This window comes from Mesorhizobium sp. LEGMi-168a (genome assembly GCF_058312955.1).
In genome coordinates, this window is sequence record NZ_JBZEGV010000001.1 from 491,005 (window position 1) to 510,994 (window position 19,990).

Genomic DNA, 19,990 nt, shown 5'->3' on the forward strand with positions numbered 1-19,990 from the left:
GTCGTTTCAAAGATGCCGAGTTGTTCCCCACGTCTCCTACAGCATTGTGCCGAACATCTTGCAAGCCCGCACAACCGGACGAAATTGTGAGAGTCCTAGTATTCGACGACGTTTGCCGGGGTCAGGCAGCGACGACGGCAAAGCCCCTAGCGCGCAGACCGCGCCGGTCGTCATGCAGCGAAGTCACCAGCCGGTCGCGGCTGCCGGCGATATGGGCCGAGAGCAGCCGCGCCGCCTCTTCGGCGTCACCCTTTCGCACGGCCGCCAGGATCGCATGGTGCTCGGCCCAGGCGCGGCCGAGCGCTGCCTCGTCGCGCACTTCCAGCCAGCGGGCGCGCGACAGCCTGGTCATCGCGTCGCGCACGGCTCTGAGCAGAAACTCATTGCCGGAAAGCCTGGCCAGCTCGATGTGGAAATCCATGCCGACGCGATGCCATTCCTCGCGCGGCGTGTCGGCATCACAGGAATCGAGCATCGCTGCGATCACCTCGACCCCGCTGCGATCCTCCAGCCCTGCCGTCAACCTCACCGCCGCCACCTCGACAGCCTCGCGGTAGACGGCGATCTGACCAAGCTCGGCGAGATTGATCGGCGCCACCGTCCAGCCGCGGCCGTCGCGGCCGATCAGCCCTTCGGTCTCGAGGCGTAGCAATGCGGCCCTGACCGGGGTGCGCGAGGCGCCGAAGCGGCTTTCGATCCAGCGCTCGGTCAGCCGCTCGCCCGGGCCGATCTCCAGCCCGAGGATCATCTCGCGAAGCTGCCTTTCGACATTCTGCATCTGCGACATTGTCGGCCCGCTCTTCGGCGCCGCATTGACAGCGGCTGGGTTGAGGTTCATGACGGATACCGATCTGGTATCCCAAATTGGTATCCGGAACAATCCCAGATAGCCGGGCAGGCATGACATGGCGAACGACACTCCTGAACAGAGCGGCTACAACATCCATTGGCGGCGCAATCTCGCCGTCTGCTTCGCCGGCTCGTTCAGCACGCTCATTGCCATGACGCTGTTGTTGCCGTTCCTGCCGCTCTACGTCGAACAACTGGGCGCCGAGGGGCACGCGGCGATCGTGCAATGGTCGGGCATTGCCTATGGCGCCACCTTCTTTGCCGCGGCGCTGGTCGCGCCGCTTTGGGGGCGGCTCGGCGACCGCTACGGCCGCAAACTGATGCTGGTGCGCGCCTCCTTCGGCATGGCGATCTGCATGTCGCTGACAGGCATGGTTGAGAGCGTCTGGCAACTGGTGCTGCTGAGGCTCCTGATCGGCTTTGCCGGCGGCTACTCCTCAGGCTCGACGATATTGGTGGCGATGCAGACGCCGAAGGACCGCTCCGGCTGGGCGCTCGGCGTGCTCTCGGCCGGCATCACGGCGGGCTCGCTGGTCGGCCCGCTGCTCGGCGGCGCGCTGCCGCCGGTGATCGGCATCCGCGCCACCTTCCTGCTCTCCGGTGGCGTGATCTTTCTCGCTTTCCTGGCCACGACTTTCCTGATCAAGGAAAACCCGCGCCCACCCGCGGCCAAGGCCGCTTCGGCGACGAAACCGAAAAGCGGCTGGTCGCAGATCCCCGACAAGCGCCCGGTCGTCGCCATGCTGACAACCGGCATGCTGCTCGCCTTCGCCACCATGTCGATCGAGCCAATCATCACCGTCTATGTGCAGCAGCTCGTCGAGGACCAGAGCAAGGTGACGATGGTCGCCGGCGTGGTGATGTCGGCGGCAGCACTTGGCACCATCCTGTCCTCGTCGTGGCTGGGCAAGCTCGCCGACCGCGTCGGCCACTGGAACGTCGTCGTCGGCGCGCTCGCCGTCTCGGCGCTACTGCTTATTCCACAAGCTTTCGTCACTGACGGCTGGCAACTGATCGGACTGCGTTTCCTGATGGGTCTGGCGCTGGGCGGCCTTTTGCCCTGCATCACCAGCGTCATCCGCCACAACATCCCGGACGGCGTCGGCGGCAATGTGCTCGGATTGTCGATCTCGGCGCAATATGTCGGCCAGGTCGCGGGGCCGCTCGCCGGCGGCTTCGTCGGCGGTCATTTCGGCATGCGGGCGGTGTTATTAGGCACATCGGTGCTGATGACGCTGGGTGCGGTCTATAACTGGATTGTCCAGTCGCGGCGGACGCGGCATATGCTGCTCGAAGCCGGCGAATCCTGATTGCCGTGCCACCGAAGACGGAGCATCGAATGAGCCTTGCCGGGCAACCCTCAAATGGCGGCAGCCGTGTCCTCGTGCTGGCGGGCGGCCTTGTCGGGGCGGCCGGCGTGGCGCTGTCGGCGGCGGCCGCGCATCGCGGCGGCGCCTTCACCGGCACTGCGGCATCCTTCCTGTTGATGCATGCGCCGGTCTTTCTCGCCGTCGGCCTTATCGGCGGCAACCGGTATCTCAAGATCGCAAGCCTGGTGCTGCTCGTCGGCCTGCTGCTGTTTTCGGGCGATCTTCTCGCCCGGGATTTTCTAGGCTCGCGGCTGTTTCCGATGTCGGCGCCGATCGGCGGCACTTTGCTTATCGCCGGCTGGCTGGCGATCGCGGTCTCGGCGCTGTGGCGTCCGGGTCTTTAGAGCAGTTCATCGCTTCACGGAAACGTCGAACTGCTCTAACTGTTTGTTTCTACGCAATTCCGGACGGAAAACCGTTGTACACTTTTCCTGGAATTGCTCGAGATCGCCCCGTAACGCTGAGCCCCCGGCGATGGGCCGCGCCGGCGTCACCGGCGCTTCTGAAGCAGCTTGAGCCTGCGCGTCGCCGGCTCGGCCGCGCGCTGCCGTTCCGGCCGGACGGTCGCCGGCGAGATGCCCCAATAGTTGCGATAGATGTCCTGGAAAAGATGGCTGATCGGATGCATGACTGGCTTCCTAGAATTGAATCGATCCAATCGATCGACGCGAAAAAGGCAGACGTCTCAGGCGCGCTTGCGCGCCACGATGAAGCGCGGCTCACGCTTCCACGGGCTTGCCTTGCCCCGGCGCCGCTCGCTCAGTGCAGCCGAGGCAATGCCCCAATCGTTGCGATAGACGTCCTGGAACAGATAGTTGACCGGATGCATGGCACCCTCCTCTTCAAATCTTGCACCAACTCATCAAAGCGACTTGGATCGATTCAAATATTATGCTCCACACCACCAGAGTCAAGGCAAAATTTGAATCGATCCAACAAAAATGTTAAGTGGACCGGCAGGCATTCGGCGTCCATGTTCGTCATGCGACCGGATTCGGAGAACAGGCATGGCATCACTCCTCGAGGGTCAGACAAGGCCGATCCGGCTGGCGGATATCGCCAAGGCGGCCGGTGTCTCGCACGGCACGGCCTCCAACGTCTTCAGCCGCCCGGAGATCGTGCGCGCCGAGGTGCGCGAAAGGGTCAAGGCGGTGGCGGAGGCGATGGGCTATGCCGGCCCCGACCCCAAGGGCCGGCTGCTGCGCGCCGGCAAGGTCAACGCCATCGGCGTCGGCACGACAGAGCCCCTCTCCTATTTCTTCGAGGATCCCTTTGCCCGCGTCATGATGGCCGGCATCTCCGAGGCTTGCGACGCCACTGGCGCCGGGATCGCCCTGGTTTCGGCCGCCAACCAGGAAAAGCTCGCCTGGAACATCCAGAGCGCGCTCGTCGACGGCTTCATCCTGTTCTGCATCGAGGGCGGCTCGCGCCTTGTTGACCTGACGCGCGAGCGCAGGCTGCCCTTCGTGGCGCTCGAGCTCGGCTTTCACGATGAGTCCATTTCGGCGATCGGTGTCGACAATGTCGCCGGCGGGCGGCTTGCCGCGCGTCATCTCGCCGAACTCGGCCATCGTCGTTTCGCGGTTCTGTCGCTGACCCTCGGCGAGGACCGCACCGGCTTCGTCACGCCGGAAATGGTCCGCTCGGCGGTCTATACCGGAACGCGCGACCGTCTTGCCGGTTATTTCGAGGGGCTGTCCCGCTTCGGCGTCGACACGACAAAGATCCCGATCTTCGAGACCGAGAACGAGGAGAAGAGCACCAGGGCCGGGCTCGAAGCGATCTTCGCTGGCGGCGAGCGGCCCACCGCCATCCTGGCGATGTCGGACAGGATGGCCCTGATCGCCATCGAATGGCTGACCGCGCGGGGTCTCAAAGTGCCGGAAGACGTTTCCATCGTCGGCTTCGACGGCGTGCCGGACGGCGCGCTCAGCGCACCGCCGCTCACCACGATCGCCCAGCCGATCACGGAGATCGGCCGGCGGGCCGCGCGCATGATCCTCGACTTCGACGGCGCGGTTCGGCGCGAGACGATGGGCGTCGAGCTGGTCGTCAGGGCCTCGACTGGCCCGGCGCCAAAAGGCTGAACAACTCCAGACAGTTCAACATCCGCAGATTGCTGGACTGCTCTTCTTGGGCCCTCTTCAGTACCCGCCAACCCTCGCAGGCACCGGCTGAGCGCCAAATGTGGAGCGCGCAACCTCTTCGCGCGCCGGCTTGGCGCGGGTCGGGCCGAGACCTGCGAGCCATTCGAGATACAGCGCCAGCGCGAACTGCATGGCGATGCCCGCGGCGATCAGCAGCGTGTCATAGGCGAGGCCACCCGGATTGATCAGCTTCAGCACCTGGGCCGCCATGGCGATCACCGTGCCGGCGATGAACACCGGCAGCGAGCGCTTGCCGAGGATCGCCAGTGGATTGTCGGGCCTGGCACGGAAGAGGTTCGAGACGGCCGGCAGGGCGACGATTAGGTAGCTGACCGAAAGGATATGCAGCAATCGCGGCAGCGACAGGAAGGTCTTGTCGAAGCCGCCGATCACCACCGGCAGGTCGAACCAGGTGATCTGACCCCACAGCGGGCTGTGCACCCAGATCGCCGCGCCGACCACATAGACACCGGCGAAGCCCAGCAGCCAACGGTTTACCGGGATGGCGCCGCCGCGCTTGACGTGCAGCATGGCTGCAAGGCCGATGTTGAACAGGAACTGCCAGGACAGGGGATTCAAGAACCAGAGACCCGGCTCGGGATAGTTGGGCGGCGCGATCTGCCAGATGCCGGCGGCCAGCCATAGCAGGCCGGACACGATCAGCGCGGCCACAGGTCGGTAGCTGACGAACAGAACGAAGGTCGGCGCCGCCAGAAGCAGCGCCGCATAGACCGGCAGGATGTTGTTGTAGCCGAGCTGATGGCCGAGCGTGACGATGCCGAGCAGCACTTCCGGCGTGTTCTTCATCAGCGGCTCGATGTTGATCATCTTCAGCAGTTCGGGCCGGTGGGCAAACACCGCCGCGGCGCAGAACATGGCGATCACCGCCATGGTGATGACGATGTGGGTGACATAGAGCACGCCGGCGCGCCGCCACATCTTCAGGGTCGCCAGCAGCCTGCCGCCCGGCTTGAACTTTGTGCCATAGGCGAGCGCCACCGAGATGCCGGAGATCAGCACGAAGGCTTCGGCCGCATCGGAGAAGCCGAGATTCTTGTAGGTCAGGTTTTCGAAGACGGTGCCCGGCACATGGTCGACGAAAATGGTGAGCAAGGCGAGCGCGCGCAGCACATCGATACGCGTATCGCGTTCTTTGGGACGTATATCGCGCTCGTTGCTACTCGCGCCGCGTTGAGAAACGGGGATGGTCATCGACAAAAGGCCTCAGAGCTGGTGTTTCATCTCCAGCAATGCGACCCCCGACGCACCGCTTCGATTCCTCCCGTGGGGAGTCTATCGGCGCAGAAACGGTCTGAAATGCGCCCGGTTCAATCAACTTTCGCGGAGCTTGAAAACATTCCGTTTTGAAGCCGGCAAATCAGCGAAATCACCGTAAAATCAACAGGATGTGATCATGTCCGAAGATGCCAATAAAAACAGTGTGCTGCGCCATGATCTGCCATTCTCCTATCGCTTGATCCTGCCGGCAAAGGCGAGCGGCGAATGCCTTTTCATGCTGCATGGATCTGGCGTGGACGAAACGACGCTGGCGCCGCTGGCGAGGCAGATTGCGCCGCGTGCAGTGTTGGTCGCGGCGCGCGGCCGCATCCGCCAGGAGGACGGTTTCCGCTGGTTCGAGCGAATCACGCCGACCAGTTTCGAGCAGTCGAGCATTCGTTCGGAGACGGCCGCCTTCGCCCAATTTGCAACCGAAGCCGCGCGGCGCCACGGGCTCGATCTGTCGCGCGCAACCTTTCTCGGCTATTCGAACGGCGCCAATCTGGTTTCCACGCTCATGCTGCTTCATCCCGGGCTGGTGAGGCAGGCGGCCTTGCTGAGAGCGATGCCGGTGCTGGATGACGCACCGGCGACCGACCTTGCCGGAACGCGCGTGCTCATCATTGCCGGCGCGGCCGACCAGACCTACGGCCCCTTCGCGCCGGCCCTGGTGACGCTGCTGAGTGCGCGCGGCGCCGAGGTCGACGCGCGCATCGTCGCCTCGGGCCATGAATTCGGCGATGCGGATGCCGTTATCGCCCGGCAGTGGCTTGCCGGACCTAACCTGGTCGCCTAACGGCGCCAGGACAACACGTCGGAACGCGCCCTCCGTCAGCGCTCTACCCCTGCCCCATCCTGTTCCAGGCATCCAGCCCGGCGATCTTGTAGGCCTCGGCCAGCGTCGGGTAGTTGAAGGTGTTGTTCACGAAGAAGTCGACCGTGCCGCCGAGATTGATCACCGCCTGGCCGATATGGATGAGCTCGGTGGCGCCCTCGCCGACGATATGGGCGCCGAGCAGGCGGCGGTTCTCGACTGAAAAGAGAAGTTTCAGGAAGCCTGAGTTGACGCCCATGATGTGGCCGCGCGAGGTTTCGCGGAAGCGGGCGACGCCGACCTCGTAGGCGATCCCGCTCTCGCGCACCTGCTCCTCCGACTGGCCGACGGTGGAGATTTCCGGCACGGCGTAGATGCCGTACGGAAAAGTTTCCGGCGGCGGCGGCAGCGCCACGCCAAAGGCATGGCAGGCGGCCACCCTGCCCTGCTCCATCGAGGTCGAAGCCAGGCTCGGGAAGCCGATGACGTCGCCGGTGGCGTAGATGTTGGACACACTGGTCTGAAAGGTTTGCGGATCGACCTTGATACGGCCGCGGCTGTCGGCCTCGATGCCGACCACGTCGAGGCCGAGGCTGCCGAGATTGCCGCTGCGGCCGGCGGCATAAAGCACGATCTCGGAGCGGATGGTGCGGCCGTCGGCAAGCGTCACCTCGGCATAGTCGGGCTTCGAGGCGATTTCCTTGACCGTGCTGCCGAGACGGATGGTCATGCCGCGATCGCGCATCTGGTGGATGAAGTCGTCGACGATTTCGCGGTCGACGAAATCGAGGATGGTGTTGCGCGGCTCGACCAGCGTCACCGGCACGTCGAGCGCCGAGAAGATGGTCGCGTATTCGACGCCGATGACGCCGGCGCCGATGACGGTCAGCGTGCGCGGCAGCCGGTCGAGCTCCAGCATCTCGTCGCTGTCGAAGATGCGCGTCTTGTCGAAGGGCACGTCGCGCGGCCGGTGCGGCCTGGTGCCCACGGCGATCAGCGCGTTGGCGAAGCCGACCTCGCTGTAGTCGCCATTGTCGGTCGTCAGACTGACCTTGTTGGCGCCGAGGAATTTGGCCGTGGCACGTGCGCTTTTGACCGCGTTGCGCATGAACTGGTGCTGCAGCACCTCGACCTCGTGGTCGAGCGTCTTGTGCAGGCGCTCGACCAGGTCGCTGACGGAAATGTCCTGCTTGACCCTGTAGCCGCGCCCGTAGAAGCCGCGCTCGCGCCAGCCGGAGAGGTTGAGCACCGTTTCGCGCAACGTCTTGGACGGAATGGTGCCGGTGTGCACGGAGACACCGCCCAGGCGACGGCCCCTATCGACCACCAGAACCGATCTGCCAAGCTTGGCCGACTGCACCGCGGCGCGGCGCCCGGAAGGGCCGCTGCCGATGACAAGCATGTCGTAGTCCATATTCCCCTTCCCCTCGGCGTCTTGTTGCGCCGCAGCAGGCTAACGCCATCCGCGTCAAGAATTCAACCGCTGCAACCGCGCTCGCCACGGCTTGCGGCGCGTGCGTTACGAGCCGCCGACCTTGATTCCGCCATCGGCTTTCACCATTTCAGTGGCGAATGGCCGAGACCTATTTCGGGCCTGTTACGAGGGCATGACATGAACACGCGCGTGCTTGACGGCGAGATCATCACCACGAGGTTCGAGGACACGCGCGCCTATCGCGGCGTGCGCACCAGGCGCGTCTTCGCCTTCATCCTCGACTATTTCATCGTTGCCGTGCTCACCATCCCCTTCGCCATACTGGTCGCCCTCCTCGGGCTTTTGACCTTCGGCCTCGGCTGGGCGCTGTTCTCCATCCTGGTTCCGGCGGTCGCCATCCTCTACATCTGGAACACGCTGGGCAGCCGCGACCAGGCAACGACCGGCATGAAGATCATGGGTATCCGGCTCGACAAGCTTGACGGCACCCGCATCGACGGCCTGACCGCGGTCGTGCATTCGGTGCTGTTCTGGGCCGGCAATGTCATCCTGACGCCACTGGTGCTGCTGGTCACACTGTTTTCCGATCGCAAGCGCACGCTGCACGACCTGCTTCTCGGCACGGTCGTAACCCGCACCGATGTCTGACGGTGCCTGCGCCCGCCATCGCCGTTGTGATAGAATATGAACAGGCTGAGCCGGCCGCGGCAGCACAATCCTGTTGAATTTTTCGCCGGCCGGGCCAAAGGTAGGGCGATTCGCAGGAGCGTTTCCAAGATTAGATGACGCAGCATCCGACCCAGTCGCCGCAGTTCTTCCTGACCGCGCCGTCGCCGTGCCCCTATCTGGAGGGCCAGTTCGAGCGCAAGGTGTTCACGCACCTTGTCGGCGACAAGGCGCCCGAGATGAACGACCTCTTGACCCAAGGCGGCTTCCGGCGCTCCCAGAACATCGCCTATCGGCCTGCTTGCGAGTCCTGCCGCGCCTGCGTGTCGGTGCGCATCCTGGCGCAGGAATTCACCGCCAGCCGCAACATGCGCCGCGTCATCCAGCGCAATGCCGACTTGATCGGCGCCATGCACGACGCCCAGCCCTCGACCGAGCAGTACTCACTGTTCCGCGCCTATCTCGACGCCCGCCACCGGCGCGGCGGCATGTCCGACATGACGGTGCTCGACTATGCGATGATGGTCGAGGACACGCATGTCGACACTAAGATTATCGAATACCGTCGACGCGGCCCCGACACCTTCATCACCGGCAAGGGCCAGGGCGAATTGATCGCGGTCGCGCTGACCGACAAGATGGCCGACGGGCTGTCGATGGTCTATTCCTACTTCAATCCCGATTTCGAGGACCGCTCGCTCGGCACCTTCATGATCCTCGACCACATCGCCCGCGCCAAGGCGATGGGACTGCCCCACGTCTATCTCGGCTACTGGGTCAACGGCTCGCGCAAGATGAGCTATAAGATGCGCTTCATGCCGCAGGAGCATCTCGGTCCGAAAGGCTGGGAACGCTACGACCACGAAGCGGTCTCACGCTGAGTTTTTCCAAGATCCACGCTTAAACTGTTTCAAGGCAGGGGACGCTGGTCTTTCGGCCAATTGGCTGAAGAGTTCGCCGTTGCGCCAGCCGGCTGCCCACCTGCGCTTCATTGCGAAAGTCTCTGCATGTCTTCCCATCACGACCACCAGAAAGGTCTCCTGATCACCGCGATCGGCGGGCTGACGCTGACCGTCGACATTCCGCTGATCCGGCTCGCCGACGGCAGCCCCTGGACCATCATGATGCTGCGCACCGGCACGACGCTCGTCGCCGCGCTGGTGATCTGGGCCGTATGGCGCGCGCTGCGCGGTAACGCACCGCAACTCATCCCAGGCTGGTCGGGACTTGCCGTGGCGCTGTGCTACGGGCTCACGGGCGTCACCTTCGTAACCGCCGTCTATCACACCTCCACGGCCGACCTCGTCTTCATCCTCGCCTTCAACACCGTTTTCGCGGCGCTGCTCTCCTGGCTGTTCCTCAGGGAAAAGCCGCGGCTCGGGACGGTGATCGCGATGCTGGCGATGATCCTCGGCGTGCTGATCATCGTCGGCGGCTCGGTCGGCACCGGGCATCTGTTCGGCGATTTCATGGCGCTGTGCTCGGCCCTGTTCGTGGCGATCGCCATCACCATCTCGCGCGCCAGCGGCAAGGACATGGGCTTCACCGCGCTCGTCGGCGTCGTCCTGCCACTGGCGGTCGCCTTGTTCATGGTCTCGGGCGAAGGCTTTCACGTCAACCAACCATGGTGGATCATCTTCAACGGCGCCGTGATCATGCCGATCTCGTTCTTCTGCCTGGCCAATGGACCGAAATACATTTCCGGGCCGGAGGTGGCGATGTTCTATGTGCTGGAGACCGTGCTGGCGCCGGTCTGGGTGTGGCTGATCTTTGCCGAGACGCCTTCGCGCAACAGCCTGATCGGCGGCACGATCCTGATCATGACGCTGGTCGCCCACTCGCTCTGGCAATTGCATGAAGGCCGCAAGCGCCGTGCCGCCGTTGCGGTCGGTCAGCCGGCCTGAATTTTCCTGGCCTCGGGCGTCGCCTCGATCCGCGGCGGCCCGCTGTCGTCGTCCGCGGCCGGCATCTGTTCGTCCATCATCTCGACCTCGCGCAGCCATTCGCGCCAGATGGCGACGAGCAGAGCCATCAGCACCGGGCCGATGAAGAGGCCAAGGAAACCCATCGTCTTGACGCCGCCGATCAGGCCGAAAAAGGTCGGCAGGAACGGCAGCTTGATCGGTCCGCCGACCAGCTTGGGACGCAACGTCTTGTCGACGATGAAGAGCTCGACCGCGCCCCAGATGAACAGCGCCGTGCCGGCAAACAACTTGCCGCTGGCGGCGAGGTAGATCGACACCAGCGTGAAGGAGAGCGGCGCGCCGCCAGGGATCAGCGCCATGATGCCGGTGAGCGCGCCGAGCGTCACCGGCGACGGCACGCCGGCCAGCCAGTAGGCGACGCCCAGCACGAGGCCTTCGCCGATGGCGATGACGGTCATGCCGGTGACGGTCGAGGATATCGTCGCCGGCACAACGCGCGAGATGCGCTCCCAGCGCGTCGGCAGGATGCGCTCGCCGAGACGATCGACCTGCGCGGCGAAAGCCTCGCCGTCGCGATAGGCGAAGAACAGCGCGATCAGCATGAACAGCAGCGTGAGCAGCAGGCCGAAGGCGCTGCCGCCGGCAACCAGCGCGCCGCGATAGATGGTGCCGATGTTGGAGCCGCTGACCATCTGGATCAGTTCGCCGATGCCGCCGGGATGACCGAGATTGGCCGTCCACTGCTGGTTCAGCCACTCGCCGACGACCGGCATGGTGGCGATCCATTGCGGCGTGGCGGAACCATGGCGGTTGGTCTCGATCGCCCACACAACCCATTCGCGGAGCTCGTTGATGGCATAGGTGCCGGCAAACGCGATCGGCACCACCAGGAAGGTCAGGATGAAGAGGATCGCAAGGGTGGCGGCGACGGTGCGGTTGCCGCCGACAGCGGCGAGCAGCCTGCGGTAGAGCGGCCAGCTCGCAAAGGCGATGACGAGCGCCGCCAGCACCGGGAACAGGAAGCCATGGAAGAAATAGACGCCGGCGGCGACGATCAGCACCAGAAGCCAGCGCGCCGCCGACAGCGGCGGGATGACGGCAGCCCTGAGCGGCGTCGACAGGCCGAACAGGCGCTGCCCCGGCTTCTGGATTTCAGCCCGCTTCAACCCGGCGTTTCTCCCTAGTTCCATGAATGCTTATGCACGATCATAGTGCAGCAATCGTGACGATAGTCCAAATGTTTGGGTGAGCTGCAATCTCCCCCTTGCGGGGGAGATGTCCGGCAGGACAGAGGGGCGCGCGAAGGAACGCCAGCCTTGGTTCAATTCGTGCCAGTCAAAATCGACAGGACCTGCGCATCTGCGACCAGGTCCAGCGGTCGGCGGGACAGCGCCCCCCTCTGGCCTGCCGGCCATCTCCCCCACAAGGGGGGAGATCAGCAGCTTCACCCAAACTTCCCCGTCCTCGGGAAACCCTTCGGCACCATGCGGCCGGCGGCGGCGCGGGCGCCGATCCATTCGGCCAGTTCCTCGCGCGACTTGGTGAAGGTGCGGTCGGCGGAGTCCTGCCAGGTGAGCCCCGTCTCCAGCGTGAAGGTTTTCAGGTCCAGCACGCCGCCGTCCTTGTATTTCTGCAGACGCACGCCCTTGCCGCGCGCCATTTCCGGGATCTCGGCGAGCGGGAAGATCAGCATCTTGCGGTTCTCGCCGACGATGGCGAGATGGTCGCCGGCGACCGGAACGCAGCGCTTGGCCTCGTCCGGCGCCTTGACGTTCATCACCTGCTTGCCCTTGCGGGTGTTGGCGACGACCTCTTCCTCGGAGACGACGAAACCGTTGGCATCATAGGAGACGAGCAGCAGCTTGCGCTTCGGATCGTGGACGAAGGCGGTGACGATGTCCTGGTCGTTCTCCATGTCGACGATGATGCGGATCGGCTCGCCATGACCGCGCCCGCCCGGCAAACGGTCGGCGCCGATGGTGTAGAACTTGCCGCCGGTGGTGAAGACCAGGATCTTGTCCGTGGTCTGGGCATGGAAGGCGAGCTTCAGGCTGTCGCCCTCCTTGAAGGCAAGCTGCGAATGGTCAGTCAGATGACCCTTCATCGCGCGCAGCCAGCCCTTCTCCGACACCACGACGGTGACCGGCTCGCGCTCGATCATCGCATGCGCGATATCGGTCAGGTCATGCTCCGGCGCGTCGGCGAACTGGGTGCGGCGCTTGCCGAGCTCGGTCTCCGGGCCGAACGTGTCGCGGATCTTGGTGACTTCCCACTTGATCGTCGCCCATTGCTTGGCGTCGGACGCCAGCAACGCCTCGATCTGCTTCTTCTCCTCGGTGAGGCCGTCATATTCCTTGCGGATCTCGATCTCTTCGAGCTTGCGCAAAGCGCGCAGCCGCATGTTGAGGATGGCTTCGGCCTGGTTGTCGGTGAGCGACCAGCGGGCCATCATCACCTGCTTGGGCTCATCCTCCTCGCGGATGATCCTGATCACCTCGTCGATGTTGAGATAGGCGATCAGATAGCCGGCGAGGATTTCCAGGCGCTTCTCGATCTCGCCCAGCCGATATCTCGAGCGGCGGATCAGCACGTCGCGGCGGTGGTCGAGCCATTCCTTGAGCACGCCCTTCAGCGAGAGCACGTTCGGCACCTTGCCGCGCGACAGGACATTCATGTTGAGCGGGAAGCGGCTTTCGAGCTCGGTGAGCTTGAACAGCGATTCCATCAGGATACCCGGATCGACCGTGCGGCTCTTCGGCACCAGCACGATGCGGATATCCTCGGCGCTCTCGTCGCGAATGTCTTCGAGCAGAGGCAGCTTGCGCGCCATCAAAAGCTCCGCGATCTTCTCGATCAGCCTGGCCTTCTGGACGCCATAGGGAATCTCGGTGACGACGATGCTCCAGGTGCCCCTGCCCTGGTCCTCCTGGCTCCATTTGGAGCGGACGCGGAATCCGCCACGGCCCGTCTCATAAGCTTCGAGGATCGAGGCGCGGCTGTCGACGATGATGCCGCCGGTCGGGAAATCCGGACCCTGGACGAAATCCATCAGCTTGGCCACCGGCGCGTCCGGATGCTCGATCAAGTGCAGCGCGGCGTCGCAAAGCTCGGCGGCGTTGTGCGGCGGGATCGAGGTCGCCATGCCCACCGCAATGCCGGACGAGCCGTTGGCGAGCAGGTTCGGGAAGGCGCCGGGAAGAACGGACGGCTCCTCGTCCTCCTCGTTGTAGGTCGGCCGGAAGTCGACGGCATCCTCGGTGATGCCGGCAAGCAGCTCGGTCGCCACTTCCGTCATGCGCGCTTCGGTGTAGCGCATGGCGGCGGCGTTATCGCCGTCGATGTTGCCGAAATTGCCCTGCCCGTCGACCAGCGGGTAGCGCATCGAGAATTCCTGCGCGAGGCGCACCAGCGCGTCGTAGATCGACTGGTCGCCATGCGGGTGGAACTTACCCATCACCTCGCCGACGATGCGGGCGCATTTGGCAAAGCCCTGGTCGGGGTTTAGCCGCAAGAGCCGCATGGCGTGCATGATGCGGCGATGGACCGGCTTCAGCCCGTCGCGCACATCCGGCAGCGCCCGATGCATGATGGTCGACAGCGCATAGGCAAGGTAGCGCTTCTCGAGCGCTTCCTTCAGATCGACCGGTTCAATGTTGTCGCCGCCGCCATTGTCTTCAGGCGGCAAATGCCTTTTTCCCATGGATTTGGACTAGCCGAGCGGGTGATTCGCGGCAAGCGCCGGGTTGGAAGTCGGCGGATTCGTCGCGCGCAATCGCCGCACCAGGTCGCAACCGGCGATGTGAAGGATTTCACGGAAGCGGCAAGGCGAACAATCCAGTTTCCCGCCAATCTGCAACAGGCATCGGCTGCAAGCGGGGCGCCGGCCAACATCAATCTGTTACATGCGCCCTCTATCCGGGCATGCAAGCGGGCGGAGGAGAGCCGCAGTCTTCATGACAAATTCACCGCACCATGCAAAGCCTGCCGGCCCGCATTTGCTTTTCGTCGCCGTTTTCGACAAATGGGCCGGGATCGCCTTTTTCCCGTCCCGTTCGTCACGGAATGGTGATGGAGCAGGAATTCAAAACACTTTTCAGGACAGGGAACTCGCCATGACAATTCAACGCTCAAAGCTCAAGAAACTGGCTTTTTCAACCTTTCTGCTGACCCTGCCGCTCAACGCCGCCTTCGCCGCCGATCCGGCCGTGGCCGAGCGCGTCAAGGCAACGCTTGCCGCCCAGGGCGTCGACATTTCCTGGACCGGTGCCTCGGGCGACGATTCGAATGTCGTCTTGCAGGGCGTCTCCATCAAGCCGGCTGCCGAGAAGGAAGCGCTGCCGATCGGCGACGTGAAGCTGGAGGGCGTCACCGAGGCCAATGGCGGCTTCGAGATCGCGACCGTCTCGACCTCCGCCCTGGAGCACTCCAAGGACGGCGTGACACTCAATCTCAGCCCCTTCGTCATCCACGATATGAAGGTGCCGGCCGAAGGCAGCACCGATCCGCTCGGCTCGCTGATGATGTACAAGTCGGCCGAACTCTCCAACATGACGGTGAAGGTCGGCGACAAGACCGCCTTCTCAATGGACGGGCTCGCCGTCCAGATCACCCCGCCGGCCGACGGCAAGGCGATGGACTTCACCGCCAATACCGAAAAGTTCAATGCCGATCTCTCGCTGGTCGAGGACCCGAAGTCGAAGGAAGCGATCGAGGCGCTCGGCTACCAGAACATCTCCGGCACCGTCTCGATGGCCGGCACCTGGCAGCCCAGCGACGGCAAGATGGAGCTGTCAAAATATGACATCGCGGTCGACAATGCCGGCACGCTTGGCATGACCTTCAACCTCGGCGGCTACACGGTCGACTTCATCAAGTCGATGCAGGCCATGCAGAAGCAGCTCGCCTCGCAGCCCGAGGGCGCCGACAATTCCGCACAGGGCATGGCCATGCTCGGCCTCTTGCAGCAATTGTCCTTCAACGGCGCCTCGGTTCGCTTCGACGACGATTCGCTGACCGGCAAGGTGCTCGACTATGTCGGCAAGCAGCAGGGCATGTCCGGCAAGGATGTCGCCAACCAGGCCAAGGCGATCGTGCCGTTCGGCATGGCGCAGCTCAACAATCCCGAGCTGACGGCCGAGGTGTCGGCTGCGGTCAACAAGTTCCTCGACGACCCGAAGAGCCTCGAGATCTCGGCAGAGCCGCCGTCGTCGGTGCCGTTCGCGCTGATCATGGCCGGCGCCATGTCCAACCCGCTCGACCTGCCGAAGACGCTGGGCGTCAAGGTCAAGGCGAACGAGGACTGATCGGGCGAAAACGCTCAAACGAAAAGCCCGGCAGCGATGCCGGGCTTTTCGTTTGAGATCGATTCTCTAAGCAACAGCAGCCGCTTGGGCGCTGCTCCTAACCTTCCTTCTTCGCCACCGCGACGCGCAACGACAGCTCGCGAAGCTGCTGCGGGGTGGCTTCCGAGGGCGCGCTCATCAATAGGTCGTAAGCCTGCTGGTTCATCGGGAACATGGTGACTTCGCGCAGGTTCTTGGCGCCGACGAGCAACATGACGATGCGGTCGATGCCGGCCGCCATGCCGCCATGCGGCGGCGCGCCATACTGGAAGGCGCGATAGAGGCCACCGAAGCGCTCCTCGACCGTCTTGCGGTCCAGCCCGACGATCTCGAAGGCCTTGACCATGGTCTCCGGCAGGTGGTTGCGGATGCCGCCGGAGGCGATCTCGAAACCGTTGCAGACCATGTCGTACTGGAACGCCTTGATGCCGAGCGGATCTTCGGCCTTCAGCGCCTCGATGCCACCCTGCGGCATCGAGAACGGGTTGTGGCCGAAATCGACGCGCTGTTCCTCCTCGTTCCATTCGTAGAAGGGGAAGTCGACGATCCAGCACAAATCGAAACGGTCGCGGTCGACGAGGTTCAGTTCCTCGCCGGCGCGTGTGCGCGCGGCACCGGCGAAGGCGACGAATTTCTTCGGGTCGCCAGCGACGAAGAAGGCAGCGTCACCATCGGCGAGGCCAAGCTGCAGGCGGACCGCCTCGGTGCGTTCCTCGCCAATGTTCTTGGCGATCGGTCCTGCGCCTTCGAGCTTGTCGCCTTCCTTGCGCCAGAAGATGTAGCCGAGACCTGGCTGGCCCTCGCTTTGCGCCCATGAGTTCATGCGGTCGCAGAAGGCGCGGCTGCCGCCGGTCTTGGCGGGGATCGCCCAGACCTCGGCCTTCGGGTCGTTGGCCAGGATGTTGGCGAACACCTTGAAGCCGGAATCGCGGAAATGATCGGACACAGCCTGCATCTCGATCGGATTGCGCAGGTCCGGCTTGTCGGTGCCGTACTTGCGCATGGCGACGTCATAGGCGATGCGCGGGAATCTCTCTGTCACCGGCTTGCCGGTGGCAAAGGTCTCGAACACGCCACGGATCACCGGCTCCATGGTCGACAGCACGTCGTCCTGCTCCACGAAGCTCATCTCGAGGTCGAGCTGGTAGAATTCGCCGGGCAGGCGGTCGGCGCGCGGATCCTCGTCGCGGAAGCAGGGCGCGATCTGGAAATAGCGGTCGAAGCCGGAGACCATGATCAGCTGCTTGTACTGCTGCGGCGCCTGCGGCAGCGCGTAGAAGGTGCCGGGATGGATGCGCGAGGGCACCAGGAAGTCGCGCGCGCCCTCCGGCGAGGATGCCGTCAGGATCGGCGTCGAGAATTCGGTGAAGCCCACCTCGCCCATGCGCCTGCGCATCTCGGCGATGATCCTGGTGCGCGCCATTATGTTCTTGTGCAGCGTTTCGCGACGCAGGTCGAGGAAGCGGTATTTCAGCCGGATGTCTTCCGGATAGTCCGGCTCGCCGAACACCGGCAGCGGCAATTCCTTGGCCGCCGACAGCACCTCGATCTCACGCGCGAAAATCTCGATCTCGCCGGTCGGCAGGTTGGAGTTCACCGTCTCCGGCAGGCGCGCCTTCACCTCGCCGTCGACTCGGATCACCCATTCGCCGCGCACGGTCTCGGCGATCTTGAAGGCCGGCGAATCCGGGTCGGCGACGATCTGGGTCAGGCCGTAATGGTCGCGCAGGTCGATGAAGAGCAGCCCGCCATGGTCGCGCACGCGATGCACCCAGCCCGACAGGCGGACGGAATTGCCGACGTCGCTCTTTCTCAACTGGGCACAGGTATGGCTGCGGTAACGATGCATTGTCATTGGTGAAGTCCGGAATTGCGGGCGAAAGCCCGGCTCGAAAATTGGCGCGAAAAGCGCATGAGAGGCCGGCTTTGTCAAGGTAACCGGTCACACAGGGCAAGCGGTCGCACAAGCTCGCGGCTTCGGCCCTTCACGCAAAGTGGATTTCAGCGCCCTGTCGCTGGAAATCGGCGAGGATGGCGGCGGGCGCTGTCCTTTCGACCACCAGATGCCTGATCGCGTCGGGTGCGGCGACACGGTAGGGAGCCGCGGTGGCAAGCTTGTCGTTGGTGGCGGCAATGACAATGCCGGCGCTGTTCCTGGCCATGGCCCGCTTCACTTCGGCTTCGGCCGAATCGAAAGCCGTGACACCGCGCGAGGCATCGAGCCCGCAGGAGCCGAGGAAGAACAGATCGGCGCCAAGCTGTGCCACGGCGGCAAGCGTGTCGCCGCCGACGCAGGTGCCGAGGTCGCGGACGTAGCGGCCGCCGAGCATGATCAGCTCGACCAGGGGAAGATCGGCGAGAGCCGATGCGACGCCGAGCGAATTGGTGGCCACCGTCAGCTCGATATCGCGCGGGATCGCCCTGGCGATCGCCTCATTGGTCGTGCCGCCGTCGACGAACAGGGTCTGCCCCGAGGTGAGCAGGCCCACCGCCGCCTTCCCCAGGCGCATTTTCTCCTCGACCGCATGGCTGCTGCGCTGGCTGATCGTTGCCGCTGCAAAGGGCGCCGATGCGATCGCGCCGCCATAGACACGGCGCAACTGCCCGGCTTTCGCCAGCTCGCGCAGATCGCGGCGAACTGTATCCTCTGAGACGCCGAAGCGGCTGGCGAGCTCGCCGGCCAGCACCTTGCCTTCCGCCGCCAGCCGGTCGCGAATGAATTGGTGCCGTTCCTCGGTCAGCATGCACGATCCTATTTTGTTATGCACATTCTTGCATGTTTTGCATGTTTATGCAAGAAGTAGGCACCGGATCGGCGATGCCGTCCCACCCTCCCCAATGGAAATGCCGCAATGACCCTTGGCTTGAAACTCGCCCCTCAGCACCGCGTCTATGCCGGTTTCGCGATCTACTCTTTCGCCATGGGCAACATTTTCCCACGGCTGCCGGACATCAAGCGCGCCATGGAAATCGAGGACGGCACGCTTGGGCTCAGCCTGATCGGGACGCCGATCGGCACCTTGACCGCGCTGACGCTGGCGACGCCTGTCCTGGAGCGTGTCGGCTTTCGCCGGGCGCTGCTTTGGCTCGTGCCGCTGATCGCGCTCGTCTATTCCGTCGCCGCGCACGCGCCGGGACCGGTCGCGCTGTTCCTGATGCTGCTGCCGGTCGGCCTGATGATCGGCAGCGTCGAGATCATCTTGAATGTCGAGGCCGACAGGACGGAATTCCTGCTCAAGCGCCGCATCATGAACCGGGCGCATTCGTTCTGGAGCGCCGGCTTCTTCGGCGCTGGGCTGTTCGGCGGCGCCCTGGCGCATCTCGGCCTGTCGCCGCAACTTCATCTGGCGCTGGTGGTGCCGATGGTGGCGGTTGCGATGGCGCTGTTCCTCGGCGGCTTCGAGCCGGCGCCTGCCCGCTTCGCCGCCACCGGCGGCAAGGCGCCGATGTTCGCGCGGCCGACGCTGCCGATCCTGGTCCTGGTGGCGGTGACGCTTTCGGCAATGCTCCTGGAAGGTGCCAGCATCGACTGGTCGGCGATCTACATGCGCACCGTGTTCGATTCCGGCCCGTTCGTCGCCGGCTTCACGGTGGCGCTGTTCGCCTTCTCGCAGGCGACCACGCGCTTCTTCGCCGACTCCTTTGTCGATCGCCACTCGCCAAGCGGGGTGGCGCGCGCGCTGCTGGCAGCGATGGCGGCCGGCGTGCTTATCGTCTTCTTCTCGCCCCTGCCGTTCGTCTCGATGCTGGGTTTCGCCCTGTTGGGCATCGGCAGCAGCGCGATCTTCCCGCTGGCGATCTCCGCCGCAGCGCAACGGACGGACCGGCCCGCGGCGATCAACGTCGCGGCGCTTTCGCAGATCTCCTTCATCGCCTTCCTGCTCGGTCCGCCGCTGCTCGGCTTCGTATCCGACCATTGGGGCATCCGCTCGGCCTACGGGATCGGCATCCCGTTCATCATGCTCAGCCTGCTGACCGCGGGCTCGCTTGGCCGGCGGCCGGCCGCAGAGCCCGTCAATGCGATTCCAGGCGAGGCGCCGTCTACGGTTGCGCACGAGATGGAAATACGAGCCGGCAAAGCTTAGAGGCCCCTACCCGATCGGCAGCCCCCATGTCCCCGGCAGGGTGCAAGAATGTGACCGTGTTCGTGTCGCATTTGCCGCT

The 19,990-nt window shown here is 64.3% G+C and carries 19 protein-coding genes; 10 read left to right on the forward strand and 9 right to left on the reverse strand.

Annotated elements, in window-relative coordinates:
* Window positions 1-121 precede the first annotated feature (121 nt).
* Window positions 122-787, reverse strand: coding sequence for a GntR family transcriptional regulator (locus tag AC4FWB_RS02610; RefSeq protein ID WP_491024334.1), 666 nt, complete (start codon window positions 785-787; stop codon window positions 122-124).
* Window positions 788-905: 118 nt separating this feature from the next.
* Between AC4FWB_RS02610 and AC4FWB_RS02615 the strand changes: the two genes are divergently transcribed.
* Both AC4FWB_RS02615 and AC4FWB_RS02620 read left to right on the forward strand, forming a co-directional pair.
* On the forward strand, window positions 906-2,159 hold the full coding sequence (locus AC4FWB_RS02615; RefSeq protein WP_491024194.1) for a multidrug efflux MFS transporter: 1,254 nt from the start codon (window positions 906-908) through the stop codon (window positions 2,157-2,159).
* 29 nt (window positions 2,160-2,188) lie between these two features.
* The gene (locus AC4FWB_RS02620; protein ID WP_491024195.1) at window positions 2,189-2,563 is read left to right on the forward strand and encodes a DUF423 domain-containing protein; all 375 of its coding nucleotides are present in this window, start codon (window positions 2,189-2,191) and stop codon (window positions 2,561-2,563) included.
* A gap of 146 nt (window positions 2,564-2,709) precedes the next feature.
* Here the strand turns inward: AC4FWB_RS02620 and AC4FWB_RS02625 are convergent, their stop codons facing one another.
* Both AC4FWB_RS02625 and AC4FWB_RS02630 read right to left on the reverse strand, forming a co-directional pair.
* A complete protein-coding gene (locus AC4FWB_RS02625; protein WP_491024196.1) occupies window positions 2,710-2,847 on the reverse strand; it encodes a hypothetical protein in 138 nt (45 codons plus the stop codon).
* A 57-nt stretch (window positions 2,848-2,904) separates the two neighbouring features.
* On the reverse strand, window positions 2,905-3,048 hold the full coding sequence (locus AC4FWB_RS02630; RefSeq protein ID WP_491024197.1) for a hypothetical protein: 144 nt from the start codon (window positions 3,046-3,048) through the stop codon (window positions 2,905-2,907).
* Between the two features lie 178 nt (window positions 3,049-3,226).
* Between AC4FWB_RS02630 and AC4FWB_RS02635 the strand changes: the two genes are divergently transcribed.
* Window positions 3,227-4,306: a LacI family DNA-binding transcriptional regulator gene (locus tag AC4FWB_RS02635; protein WP_491024198.1), complete on the forward strand. Its 1,080-nt coding sequence runs from the start codon at window positions 3,227-3,229 to the stop codon at window positions 4,304-4,306.
* A 57-nt stretch (window positions 4,307-4,363) separates the two neighbouring features.
* On the opposite strand, the gene AC4FWB_RS02640 is transcribed toward AC4FWB_RS02635, so the two are convergent.
* Window positions 4,364-5,578, reverse strand: coding sequence for an OpgC family protein (locus AC4FWB_RS02640; protein WP_491024199.1), 1,215 nt, complete (start codon window positions 5,576-5,578; stop codon window positions 4,364-4,366).
* 202 nt (window positions 5,579-5,780) lie between these two features.
* On the opposite strand from AC4FWB_RS02640, the gene AC4FWB_RS02645 reads away from it, so the two are divergent.
* Window positions 5,781-6,440: an alpha/beta hydrolase gene (locus AC4FWB_RS02645; RefSeq protein ID WP_491024200.1), complete on the forward strand. Its 660-nt coding sequence runs from the start codon at window positions 5,781-5,783 to the stop codon at window positions 6,438-6,440.
* Between the two features lie 43 nt (window positions 6,441-6,483).
* Here AC4FWB_RS02645 and sthA read toward each other — a convergent pair whose 3' ends face one another.
* On the reverse strand, window positions 6,484-7,872 hold the full coding sequence (gene sthA / locus AC4FWB_RS02650) for a Si-specific NAD(P)(+) transhydrogenase (RefSeq protein ID WP_491024201.1): 1,389 nt from the start codon (window positions 7,870-7,872) through the stop codon (window positions 6,484-6,486).
* A gap of 198 nt (window positions 7,873-8,070) precedes the next feature.
* On the opposite strand from sthA, the gene AC4FWB_RS02655 reads away from it, so the two are divergent.
* From AC4FWB_RS02655 to AC4FWB_RS02665, 3 genes are all read left to right on the forward strand, one after another.
* Window positions 8,071-8,541: an RDD family protein gene (locus tag AC4FWB_RS02655; RefSeq protein WP_491024202.1), complete on the forward strand. Its 471-nt coding sequence runs from the start codon at window positions 8,071-8,073 to the stop codon at window positions 8,539-8,541.
* A 134-nt stretch (window positions 8,542-8,675) separates the two neighbouring features.
* Window positions 8,676-9,440, forward strand: a complete 765-nt coding sequence (locus AC4FWB_RS02660; RefSeq protein WP_320229937.1) for an arginyltransferase — start codon at window positions 8,676-8,678, stop codon at window positions 9,438-9,440.
* A 126-nt stretch (window positions 9,441-9,566) separates the two neighbouring features.
* On the forward strand, window positions 9,567-10,463 hold the full coding sequence (locus tag AC4FWB_RS02665) for a DMT family transporter (protein WP_491024203.1): 897 nt from the start codon (window positions 9,567-9,569) through the stop codon (window positions 10,461-10,463).
* On the opposite strand, the gene AC4FWB_RS02670 is transcribed toward AC4FWB_RS02665, so the two are convergent.
* On the reverse strand, window positions 10,451-11,650 hold the full coding sequence (locus AC4FWB_RS02670; protein ID WP_491024204.1) for an AI-2E family transporter: 1,200 nt from the start codon (window positions 11,648-11,650) through the stop codon (window positions 10,451-10,453). The genes AC4FWB_RS02665 and AC4FWB_RS02670 overlap by 13 nt on opposite strands.
* Window positions 11,651-11,928: 278 nt before the next feature.
* Window positions 11,929-14,184, reverse strand: a complete 2,256-nt coding sequence (gene parC, locus AC4FWB_RS02675; RefSeq protein WP_491024205.1) for a DNA topoisomerase IV subunit A — start codon at window positions 14,182-14,184, stop codon at window positions 11,929-11,931.
* On the opposite strand from parC, the gene AC4FWB_RS02680 reads away from it, so the two are divergent.
* Both AC4FWB_RS02680 and AC4FWB_RS02685 read left to right on the forward strand, forming a co-directional pair.
* A complete protein-coding gene (locus AC4FWB_RS02680; protein WP_491024342.1) occupies window positions 14,170-14,553 on the forward strand; it encodes a hypothetical protein in 384 nt (127 codons plus the stop codon). The genes parC and AC4FWB_RS02680 overlap by 15 nt on opposite strands.
* A 43-nt stretch (window positions 14,554-14,596) precedes the next feature.
* Window positions 14,597-15,787 carry an aq_1923 C-terminal domain gene (locus AC4FWB_RS02685; RefSeq protein WP_491024206.1) on the forward strand — a complete coding sequence of 397 codons (1,191 nt, stop codon included), beginning with the start codon at window positions 14,597-14,599 and terminating at the stop codon, window positions 15,785-15,787.
* 97 nt (window positions 15,788-15,884) lie between these two features.
* Here the strand turns inward: AC4FWB_RS02685 and aspS are convergent, their stop codons facing one another.
* Window positions 15,885-17,675 carry an aspartate--tRNA ligase gene (gene aspS / locus AC4FWB_RS02690; protein ID WP_491024335.1) on the reverse strand — a complete coding sequence of 597 codons (1,791 nt, stop codon included), beginning with the start codon at window positions 17,673-17,675 and terminating at the stop codon, window positions 15,885-15,887.
* A 136-nt stretch (window positions 17,676-17,811) separates the two neighbouring features.
* Complete coding sequence (locus tag AC4FWB_RS02695) at window positions 17,812-18,570, reverse strand: DeoR/GlpR family DNA-binding transcription regulator (protein ID WP_491024207.1); 759 nt, start codon at window positions 18,568-18,570, stop codon at window positions 17,812-17,814.
* Between the two features lie 108 nt (window positions 18,571-18,678).
* On the opposite strand from AC4FWB_RS02695, the gene AC4FWB_RS02700 reads away from it, so the two are divergent.
* Window positions 18,679-19,911: an MFS transporter gene (locus AC4FWB_RS02700; protein ID WP_491024208.1), complete on the forward strand. Its 1,233-nt coding sequence runs from the start codon at window positions 18,679-18,681 to the stop codon at window positions 19,909-19,911.
* The last annotated feature ends 79 nt before the right edge of the window (window positions 19,912-19,990 follow it).